The organism is Devosia insulae DS-56, from assembly GCF_000970465.2.
Taxonomy (GTDB): domain Bacteria; phylum Pseudomonadota; class Alphaproteobacteria; order Rhizobiales; family Devosiaceae; genus Devosia_A; species Devosia_A insulae.
Window position 1 is genome coordinate 19098 of sequence record NZ_LAJE02000090.1, and the last position, 8937, is coordinate 28034.

Genomic DNA, 8937 nt, shown 5'->3' on the forward strand with positions numbered 1-8937 from the left:
TTCCCAACAAGAGGGGCCCCTGCGCGGCTGGCGCAAATTTCGCGAGGGGCGTTTTGCTCCTGGGTGAACGTTGGGAGGACTACATTATGAAGTCAGTCGTGTCGGTGGTGGCCCTGGTGGCTGCCGCCCTGCTTGGCAGCACCTCGGTGCGCGCCGCGGACGTTGAAGTCATTCACTGGTGGACGTCGGGCGGCGAACAGGCCGCTGTGTCGGTGTTCGCTCGTGAGTTCGACGCCCTGGGCGGCGACAAGTGGGTCGATACTGCTATCGCCGGCGGCGAAAACGCCCGTTCGGCCACGCTGCAGCGCATTCTCGGTGGCGATCCTCCGGGCGCGGCGCAGTTCAACCCCGGCCGTCAGTATGAAGAACTGATCGCCGGCAACATGCTGCTCGATCTCACCGATCTGGCGACGAAAGAGAACTGGGCCGGCTTCATCCGCCCGGCGTCCATCTCCGAGGCTTGCCTCGTTGACGGTCACTGGTGGTGCGTGCCGGTCAACATCCACTCGTGGAACTGGGCCTGGGCTTCGGTCCCGGCGTTCGAGAAGGCCGGCGTCGAGCTGCCGACCAGCTTCGACGACTTCCTCAGCAAGGCTCCGAAGCTCCAAGAAGCCGGTATCATCCCGTTCGCAATCGGCGGTGAAAGCTGGCAGATCAACGGCGCTTTCGGCGTGATCCAGACTTCGCTGCTCGGCCTCGAGAAGCGCGAGAAGATCCTGAAGGACAAGGATCTGGAACTGGCCAAGGCCGAGATGCCCGCCGTGTTCGAGAAGTTCCGCCAGTTCAAGCAGTTCTCCGATGCCGGTTCCGCAAACCGCAACTGGAACGACACGACCAATCTCGTCGTGACCGACCAGGCGGGTCTGCAGGTCATGGGTGACTGGGCGCGTGGCGAGTTCGGCGTCGCCGGTGAGAAGGCGGGCGTCGATTACGCTTGTCTGGCTCTGCCGATCGATCACCCGACCGTCTCCACCGGCGGCGACATCTTCCTGTTCCCCAAGCAGTCGGATCCGGCTGTCGAGGCGGCGCAGCTGAAGATGGCCTCCATGATGGTCAACCCGCAGGTCCAGGCGCTGTTCAACAACGCCAAGGGCTCCATGCCGATCCGCGACGACGTCGATATGTCGCTCGCTGACGATTGCATGAAGCGCGGCCTCGAGATCATCAAGGACCCGGCCAACATCGCCGTCGACGCCGGCCGCTGGCAGTCGAACGACACCACCGGCCAGTTCAACGACCTCGTCGCCCAGTTCTGGGCCGACGACGCGATGACCGTCGAAGCTGCCGCCGAGCAGTATGTGACGATCCTTCAGAACGCCGACTGATTAGGCTACGATAACCGGGCGGTGCCAAAGCACCGCCCGGCTTTTTTCGGCGTATCCGGATAAGCGGGGATCCGGGGCCGGTTGTCTCAACAACGCGGGGAGTGACCATGACCCAGATCGCCGAACCTGGCGAACGCGCGGCCACTGGTTTTGCCGGTACGGCAGCGGAGCGCAAACCGCGCACGCGCAAGAAATTCAACATCCAGTCGGTCCTGGGCACCACACCGATGATCGCCACGGCGATCGGGGTGTTCGTGATTTGCATCATCTTTTCGATCATCTGGTCGTTCACCAATTCCAAGCTGTTCCCGAACTTCAACTTCATCGGCCTGGCGCAGTACGAGCGGCTGTGGGCGAACGACCGCTGGAATATTTCGGTCCGCAACCTCGCCGTGTTCGGCGTGCTGTCGATCGGTATCAGCATGGTGTTCGGCTACCTGCTCGCGGTCTTCATGGACCAGCGCATCAAGCAGGAAGACCTGTTCCGCTCGATTTTCCTCTACCCGTTCGCCATGTCGCTGGTCGTCACCGGCCTCGTCTGGCAGTGGATGTTCGACCCCAATCTCGGCATCCAGTCCGCCGTGCGCCAGCTCGGCTGGGCGAACTTCGAGTTCGCGCCGCTGGTGAAGCAGGAGACCGCGCTTTACGGCCTGGTGCTGGGTGGGTTGTGGAACGGCGTCGGCGTGACAATGGCCATTCTGCTGGCCGGCCTCCGCGGCGTCGATTCCGAGATCTGGAAAGCCGCCAAGGTTGACGGCATCCCGACCTGGAAGACTTACCTGTTCATCGTGCTGCCGATGATGAAGGGCGCTGTCGCGACCGCCTTCATCCTGCAGATGACCGGCATCGTGCGCGTCTTCGACATCGTCATCGCCATGACCCAGGGCGGGCCGGGCGTTTCGACCCAGATGCCTGCCGTTTATGTCATCCAGCACATCACCGATCGCGTCAACGTCGGCCAGGGCATGGCCGCGGCAACCATGATGCTGCTGCCGGTCATTATCCTGATCGGGCTGCAGTACCTGCTGCAGTGGAATGCTCAGCGCAAGGCGAGGAAGGCAGCATGACCACCGAAGCCATCTCGTCCGGTTTCTCCACCGGCCCGACTGCCACCACCGGTCCGCGTGGGCCCAAGCCAAAGACGGTCACCATCGGACGCATCGGCGTCTACGCCTTCCTGATCCTGTCGGCCGTCTTCTTCCTTTTGCCGCTCTGGGTCATGATCGTCACCTCGCTCAAGACCATGCCGGAAATCCGCGAGGGACACCTGTTCAACTGGCCGGCGCTGCTGACCTTCGATCCCTGGCTCAAGGCCTGGGATACCGCCTGTACCGGCCGCGACTGTAACGGCCTGAAGCCCGGCTTCTGGAACTCGGTGAAGATCACCGCCCTTTCCGTGCCGGTGTCGATCGTCATCGCCATGATCAACGGTTACGCCCTGAGCTTCTGGAAGTACAAGGGCTCGGAGCTCTTGTTCGGCATCCTGATCTTCGGCGCCTTCGTGCCGTTCCAGGTGGTGATCTACCCGCTGATCATCGGGCTTTCCAAGATCGGCCTGTTCGCGACGCTGCCGGGTATCGTGGTGGTCCACACCATCTTCGGCATGCCGATCCTGACGCTGCTCTACCGCAACTTCTTCGCCTCGCTGCCGATCGAGCTGTTCAAGGCCGGCCGCGTCGACGGGGCAGGGTTCTGGGGCATCTTCTTCCGCATCATGCTGCCGATGTCGGTGCCGATCACCATCGTCGCCATCATCCTGCAGGTCACCGGCATCTGGAACGACTTCCTGTTCGGCACGGTCTTCGCCGGCCGCGAGAACATGCCGATGACGGTGCAGCTCAACAACATCGTCACCACCACGACGGGCATCCGCGAGTACAACGTGAACATGGCTGCAACCATCCTCACGGCAGCGGTTCCGCTGGTGGTCTATTTCATCTCGGGTAAATGGTTCGTCCGCGGCATCGCCGCCGGTGCGGTGAAGGGGTAATCCTCTATGACGACTAGCGTTTCCATCAAGGATCTCAGCCTCAGCTTCGGCAATGTGAAGGTCCTCGAGTCTCTCGATCTCGAGGTTGCGCAGGGCGAGTTCATCGTGCTGCTCGGGCCCTCGGGCTGCGGCAAGTCCACCCTGCTGAACTGCATCGCGGGCCTCCTCGACGTCTCCGACGGGCAGATTTTCATCTCCGGCAAGAACGTCACCTGGGACGAGCCCAAGGACCGTGGCATCGGCATGGTGTTCCAGTCCTACGCGCTCTACCCGCAGATGACGGTGGAGAAGAACCTGTCGTTCGGCCTGCGCGTCGCGCGGATGCCGAAGGCGGAGGTCGATGCCCGGGTCAAGCGCGCCTCGGAAATCCTGCAGATCGAGCCGTTGCTGCAGCGCAAGCCCGTCGAGCTCTCCGGCGGCCAGCGCCAGCGCGTCGCCATCGGCCGCGCCCTGGTGCGCGACGTCGATGTGTTCCTGTTCGACGAGCCACTGTCGAACCTTGATGCCAAGCTCCGCAACGACCTGCGCATCGAAATCAAGCGGCTGCACGCCCGGCTCAAGAACACCATGATCTACGTCACGCACGACCAGATCGAGGCGATGACCCTGGCTGACCGCATCGCCATCATGAAGAACGGCGTGATCCAGCAGCTGGCCGACCCGCACACCATCTACAACAAGCCGGTCAACCTGTTCGTCGCCGGCTTCATCGGCTCGCCCTCGATGAACTTCATCAAGGGCGACCTCAGCGGCACCACGCTGAGCGTCGATGGGCAGGCCAACATCCCGCTCGGCAACTACCAGTTCGCCAACCAGACCAACGGCGCCTCGGTCCTCGGCATCCGTCCCGAGCATATCGTCGTCGGCGAGGATGCACGGAAAATGCCGGTGCAGATGGAATCGGAGATCGAGATCGTCGAGCCGATGGGCGCCGACACCGTCGCCTGGACCAAGATCGCCGGCCAGTCGCTCACCTTCCGCGCCGCCGCCGAAGTGCATCTCGAGCCGGGCCAGAAGGTCCTGATCGGCTTCGATCCGGGTCGTGGTTCCGTCTTCAACGCAGCGAGCGGCAACCGCATCTGACCTTTCGGCTCATTGAGCTTACCGGACGCGTAGCGGCCCGCCGAACTGGCTGCTACGAACCGTGATAAATCAGCAGGCGCCGCCCCGGCAACGACCGGGGCGGTGGCTTTACTGGAGGAGACATCTCTTGGACTTTTCATTCCAGCTTTACAGCGCCCGGAACTTCCCGCCGCTGGACAGCGTGCTCGGGCGTCTCGCCAAGCTCGGCTACAAGCAGGTCGAGGGCTTTGGCGGGCTCTATGCCGAGGCGGACAGCCTCGCCGCGTCGCTGAAGCAGCACGGCCTCACCATGCCGACCGGCCATTTCGGGCTCGCCCAGCTCAAGGATACCGAGGCCGCGCTGAAGACCGCCGAAACGCTGGGCATGAGGTTCCTTTACTGCCCGGCAATTCCCAAGGAAGAGCGCGAGGCCGGGCAGGGCGACAGCAAGTGGATCGAGCTGGGCGAGACCCTGGCCAAGCTCGGCGAAGCGTTCCGCAAGCGCGGTTTCGGCTTCGGCTGGCACAACCACGATTTCGAGTTCCGCCCCACGGCCACCGGCAAGCTGCCGATGGACATCATCCTCGACACCGCCCCCAACAATGATTGGGAGATGGACGTCGCCTGGGTGGTGAAGGGCGGCCAGGATCCGATCGAGTGGATCAAGAAGCACGGCCGCCGCATCAACGCCGTGCACGTCAAGGACATCGCGCCGGCTGGAGAGAATGCCAACGAAGACGGCTGGGCCGATGTCGGCCACGGCACGCTCGACTGGCAGGCGCTCTCCGACGCCGTCAAAGCCCACACCAACGCCCGCTACTGGGTGATGGAACACGACAACCCCGCCGACGTCGACCGCTTCGCATCCCGTTCGATCGCCGCCGTCACCGCCTGGAAGTGAAAGAGGCCACATAATGGATATCGGTTTTCAGCTGTTCAGCGCCCGCAATTACCCGCTCGCGGACGTGCTCAAGAAGGTTGCCGCGCTCGGCTACTCCCATGTCGAGGGTTACGGTTCGCTCTACACCGACCCGCAGGCGCTGAAGGCGCAGCTCGATGCCAACGGCCTCACCATGCCGACCGCGCATGTGAGCCTCGGCGACCTCGAAGATACTTCGAAGACCCTGAAGCTCGCCGAAACGCTGGGCATCAAGGTAGTCGTCTGCCCCTGGCTCGCCCCCACCGATCGCCCGACTTCGGCCGATGGCTGGAAAAAGTTTGGCGATCGGCTGCAGAAGATCGGCAAGCCGTTCCAGGATGCCGGCCTTACCTTCGGCTACCACAACCACGAGTTCGAGTTCATCTCGTATGACGGCAAGTACGCCATGGATTGGCTGCTGGAAGCCGCTCCGGCAGTGAACGTCGAGGCCGACGTCGCCTGGATCGTCCGCGGCAACGCCGATCCGGCGACCTGGCTGCCCAAGTTCGGCGACCGCATCGTCGCCGTGCACGTCAAGGATATCGCTCCTGCGGGCCAGAACGCCGACGAAGATGGCTGGGCCGATGCCGGCCAGGGCACCGTGCCGTGGAAGACGCTGTGGCCGATCGTCCGCAGCCAAACCAAGGCGCAGTACTTCGTCGCCGAACACGATAACCCGAACGACATCGACCGCTTCGCTTCGCGCTCGATCGCCTTCATCAAGTCCCTCGGAGCCTAAGACAATGGCAAAGACCTATGGCGTCGGCATCATGGGTGCCGGCAACATTTCGGCCGCTTACCTGCGCCTCGCACCGCTGTTCAAGAACCTCGAAGTCCGCGCCATCGCCGACATCCTCCCCGAGGCCGCACAGAAGCGGGCAGGGGAGTACAATGTGGCGGCGCAGACCCCCGACGAGCTGCTGAAGAATTCGGAAATCGACGTGATCGTGAACCTCACGATCCCCTCGACCCATTTCTCGATTTCGAAAGACATCCTCTCGGCCGGCAAGCACGCCTATTCCGAAAAGCCGTTCGTCCTCAGCGTCGAAGAGGGCATCCAGCTCAAGGCGCTGGCGGAGGAGCACAAGCTCAAGGTCGGCTCGGCCCCCGATACCTTCCTCGGCGGCGCGCATCAGCAGGCTCGCTCGATCATCGACTCGGGCAAGGTCGGCAAGATCGCTTCGGGCACCATGCACGTGCTAAGCCGCGGCATGGAGCACTGGCATCCCAACCCGGATTTCTTCTTCCAGCCCGGTGGCGGTCCGATCCTCGATCTCGGCCCCTACTACATCACCGACCTGATCAGCCTCGTCGGCCCGATCAAGCGCGTCACCGCCTTCACCGGCTCGGCCCGCGCCGAGCGCGAGGTGACCACCGAGGGCTCGCCGTTCAAGGGAACGTTCATCAAGGTCGGTACCCCGACCACGATCCACGCCATCCTCGAGTTCCACTCGGGCGCCATCATCACGCTGGGCGCCAGCTGGGACGTTTCCAGCCACGGCCACCACAATATCGAGCTCTACGGCACCGAAGGCTCGGTCTATGTGCCCGATCCGAACTTCTTCAACGGCGATGTCACCATCACCAACCGCGCCGGCGACAAGGAGAAGGTGACCCCATGGGATCACCCGTTCGGCAAGGCCAACCAGGATCTCGACAAGCCCAATCCGCGCGCCAACTACCGCAATGCCGGCCTGAGCGACATGATGGACTCGATCGAAACCGGCAAGAAGGCGCGCTGCGATCTCGATGTCGCACTGCACGCCGTCGACGTCATGACCTCGATCCTCCGCGCCGGCGAAACCGGCCAGGTGATCACGCTCCAGACCACCTGCGAGCGCCCCGCCGCGCTCGGCATCGAAGAGGCCCGCGCCCTGCTGCGCTGACCCTTTGTCGCCATCCAGTGTTGAAGAGGCCCGGGCGTCACCCGGGCCTCTTTCTTTCGGCGATCACCCACAGACTTCAGCGTCGTACCAAAGTGTGTAGTGGCTCGAACCGTGCCTTGGGGTGGATGCCCTTGGGTAGGTTGGGTGCGACGTGCTGGGCAAAGAAGCGCCCTGCATCTTCCCGGCTCTCCCACACCTCGACCACCCGCCAGCCGCTGTCGGTGGCGTGGCCCGAGTGCATCACGAAGCCCTGGGCGTCGGCATAGTGCGGCTGCACCATGTCGAGCACGCGCTCATAACCCTCGGCCGTCTGGCCCTTGATCTCCGAGATCATCATGATTGCCATCTTTCGTCTCCTTCAGCCTGAGAACCCGCCATTGCGCAGGAACGCTTCCTCGGCGCCGGTGGCCTCGCGGCCAAGGATCGAGTTGCGGTGGGGGAAGCGTCCGAACTGCTCGATCACTGCCCGGTACTTTTTCGCGTGGTCGGTGTAGGGCGGGCCCATATGTTCCAGCAGCTCGCCGCCGCGCACGTGGTCGGCCAGGCTCTCGGAGTGGCCGAACGGCAGGTACATGAACACTCTGAGCTCAAGATCGATCATCAGGTCCTGACCCCAACTGGTCGCCAGCATCGCGATGCGCCGGGCATGGGCGTCGGTGGCGTAAGCCCTGGGCGTGCCGCGGAAGGCGTTGCGCGGGAACTGGTCGAGCAGGATGAGCAGCGCCAGCGAGCCGTGCGCCGTGCTGGTCCACTGGTCGAGCTGTCCCTTGGCGGCCAGCTCATGGAGTTCGATGAAGCTCTCGGTAAACAGCGCATCGAATGCCGGGTCCTTGGCGAACCACAGCTCACGCCCGGCCTTGCGCCAGAACGCAATCAACTGCTGCGCTTCGTCGGGGGTCTCGTTGGAGAACTGAGCCAGCATCATTTCCCGGTCTCCTCGCGTGCTGCAGACGGTGTGGCGGGTGCCGGCAGGCGAAGCGTGGTGAGCGGCGTGCGCTTCGGCTTCGAGATATTGTGGCGCGCTGCCCAGCGGTCGCCGATCATCATGAAGTGCATGTACATAGAGTAGTCCTCAGGTTGCCCACCCGTGGCGCCGGGATGCCCGATTGCTGGGTCATGAATCCAGTGATATGAATGCACCGATATGCTGCACCAGATTGATCTATCTCGTACCGACCTGAATCTGCTCGTGCTTTTCGAAGTCGTGCTGCAGGAGCAGCACGTCGGAAAGGCTGCCCAGCGCCTCAACCTGTCGCCATCGGCGGTCAGCCACGGCCTCGGCCGGCTGCGCGCGCAGCTCAATGATCCGCTGTTCCTCAAGACCCCGCGCGGCGTCGTGCCCACCGAGCGGGCCCTCAGCCTTGCTGAACCGATCGCCGAGATCCTGTCGCGGGTCCGCCAGGTGGTTGCGTCGGCCGAGCCGTTCGATCCCTTGACGTCGCGCCGCCGCTTCATGGTCGGCTCGCCTGACGGCAGCGCGATTGCGCCGCTGCCGGCGCTGCTCGCTGAGCTCTCGGCCAAGGCGCCGGGCATCGACATCGGCACCCGGCAGATCATGCCGGACGTCACCCGGGCCCGGCCATGGGAGACCGTGTTCGAGGAACTGGACGCGCGCCGTGTCGACCTCGCCGCGGTCACCTTCGGCGAAGTGCCGCAGCGGTTCGTGTCGCGTCCGCTCTATCGCGGCGACTTCGTCGTCGTCGCTCGCAAGGGCCACCCGTTCCTCGACGATCCCTCGCTTGATGCCTATTGCGC

Annotated in this window: 11 protein-coding genes; 8 read left to right on the forward strand and 3 right to left on the reverse strand. The window is 63.7% G+C overall.

Annotation, left to right across the window (positions count from 1 at the left end; translation table 11 throughout):
- Positions 1-86 precede the first annotated feature (86 nt).
- The 7 genes from VW23_RS06245 to VW23_RS06275 all read left to right on the forward strand — a co-directional run bounded on the left by VW23_RS06245 (position 87) and on the right by VW23_RS06275 (position 7182).
- Complete coding sequence (locus VW23_RS06245; protein ID WP_069908722.1) at positions 87-1325, forward strand: ABC transporter substrate-binding protein; 1239 nt, start codon at positions 87-89, stop codon at positions 1323-1325.
- A gap of 107 nt (positions 1326-1432) precedes the next feature.
- Entirely contained in the window at positions 1433-2392 is a 960-nt protein-coding gene (locus VW23_RS06250; RefSeq protein WP_084645651.1) for a carbohydrate ABC transporter permease, read from the forward strand.
- Positions 2389-3315 (forward strand): carbohydrate ABC transporter permease, encoded by a 927-nt coding sequence (locus tag VW23_RS06255; RefSeq protein ID WP_069908723.1) that lies wholly within the window; start codon positions 2389-2391, stop codon positions 3313-3315. The genes VW23_RS06250 and VW23_RS06255 overlap by 4 nt, the downstream gene beginning before the upstream one ends.
- 6 nt (positions 3316-3321) lie before the next feature.
- The gene (locus tag VW23_RS06260; protein WP_069908724.1) at positions 3322-4398 is read left to right on the forward strand and encodes an ABC transporter ATP-binding protein; all 1077 of its coding nucleotides are present in this window, start codon (positions 3322-3324) and stop codon (positions 4396-4398) included.
- A 127-nt stretch (positions 4399-4525) separates the two neighbouring features.
- Positions 4526-5278 carry a sugar phosphate isomerase/epimerase family protein gene (locus VW23_RS06265; RefSeq protein ID WP_069908725.1) on the forward strand — a complete coding sequence of 251 codons (753 nt, stop codon included), beginning with the start codon at positions 4526-4528 and terminating at the stop codon, positions 5276-5278.
- Positions 5279-5291: 13 nt separating this feature from the next.
- A complete protein-coding gene (locus VW23_RS06270) occupies positions 5292-6035 on the forward strand; it encodes a sugar phosphate isomerase/epimerase family protein (protein WP_425285198.1) in 744 nt (247 codons plus the stop codon).
- A 4-nt stretch (positions 6036-6039) separates the two neighbouring features.
- Positions 6040-7182 (forward strand): Gfo/Idh/MocA family protein, encoded by a 1143-nt coding sequence (locus tag VW23_RS06275; protein ID WP_069908727.1) that lies wholly within the window; start codon positions 6040-6042, stop codon positions 7180-7182.
- Between the two features lie 76 nt (positions 7183-7258).
- Here the strand turns inward: VW23_RS06275 and VW23_RS06280 are convergent, their stop codons facing one another.
- From VW23_RS06280 to VW23_RS28900, 3 genes are read right to left on the reverse strand one after another with little or no spacing between them, the layout of a single operon-like run.
- Positions 7259-7528 carry a hypothetical protein gene (locus tag VW23_RS06280; protein ID WP_069908728.1) on the reverse strand — a complete coding sequence of 90 codons (270 nt, stop codon included), beginning with the start codon at positions 7526-7528 and terminating at the stop codon, positions 7259-7261.
- Positions 7529-7540: 12 nt separating this feature from the next.
- Entirely contained in the window at positions 7541-8107 is a 567-nt protein-coding gene (locus VW23_RS06285; RefSeq protein WP_069908729.1) for a DUF924 family protein, read from the reverse strand.
- Complete coding sequence (locus tag VW23_RS28900) at positions 8104-8244, reverse strand: hypothetical protein (protein ID WP_176730344.1); 141 nt, start codon at positions 8242-8244, stop codon at positions 8104-8106. The genes VW23_RS06285 and VW23_RS28900 overlap by 4 nt, the downstream gene beginning before the upstream one ends.
- 127 nt (positions 8245-8371) lie before the next feature.
- On the opposite strand from VW23_RS28900, the gene VW23_RS06290 reads away from it, so the two are divergent.
- The coding region (locus VW23_RS06290; protein ID WP_342029915.1) for a LysR family transcriptional regulator at positions 8372-8937 on the forward strand (566 nt) is incomplete at its 3' end.

What these genes read in the sequence shown, in the direction of transcription:
- VW23_RS06245 (WP_069908722.1), top strand. Translation starts at nt 87, where the DNA reads ATGAAGTCAGTCGTGTCGGTGGTGGCCCTGGTGGCTGCCGCCCTGCTT.
- VW23_RS06250 (WP_084645651.1), top strand. Translation starts at nt 1,433, where the DNA reads ATGACCCAGATCGCCGAACCTGGCGAACGCGCGGCCACTGGTTTTGCC.
- VW23_RS06255 (WP_069908723.1), top strand. Translation starts at nt 2,389, where the DNA reads ATGACCACCGAAGCCATCTCGTCCGGTTTCTCCACCGGCCCGACTGCC.
- VW23_RS06260 (WP_069908724.1), top strand. Translation starts at nt 3,322, where the DNA reads ATGACGACTAGCGTTTCCATCAAGGATCTCAGCCTCAGCTTCGGCAAT.
- VW23_RS06270 (WP_425285198.1), top strand. Translation starts at nt 5,292, where the DNA reads ATGGATATCGGTTTTCAGCTGTTCAGCGCCCGCAATTACCCGCTCGCG.
- VW23_RS06275 (WP_069908727.1), top strand. Translation starts at nt 6,040, where the DNA reads ATGGCAAAGACCTATGGCGTCGGCATCATGGGTGCCGGCAACATTTCG.
- VW23_RS06280 (WP_069908728.1), bottom strand. Translation starts at nt 7,528, where the DNA reads ATGGCAATCATGATGATCTCGGAGATCAAGGGCCAGACGGCCGAGGGT.
- VW23_RS06285 (WP_069908729.1), bottom strand. Translation starts at nt 8,107, where the DNA reads ATGATGCTGGCTCAGTTCTCCAACGAGACCCCCGACGAAGCGCAGCAG.
- VW23_RS28900 (WP_176730344.1), bottom strand. Translation starts at nt 8,244, where the DNA reads ATGTACATGCACTTCATGATGATCGGCGACCGCTGGGCAGCGCGCCAC.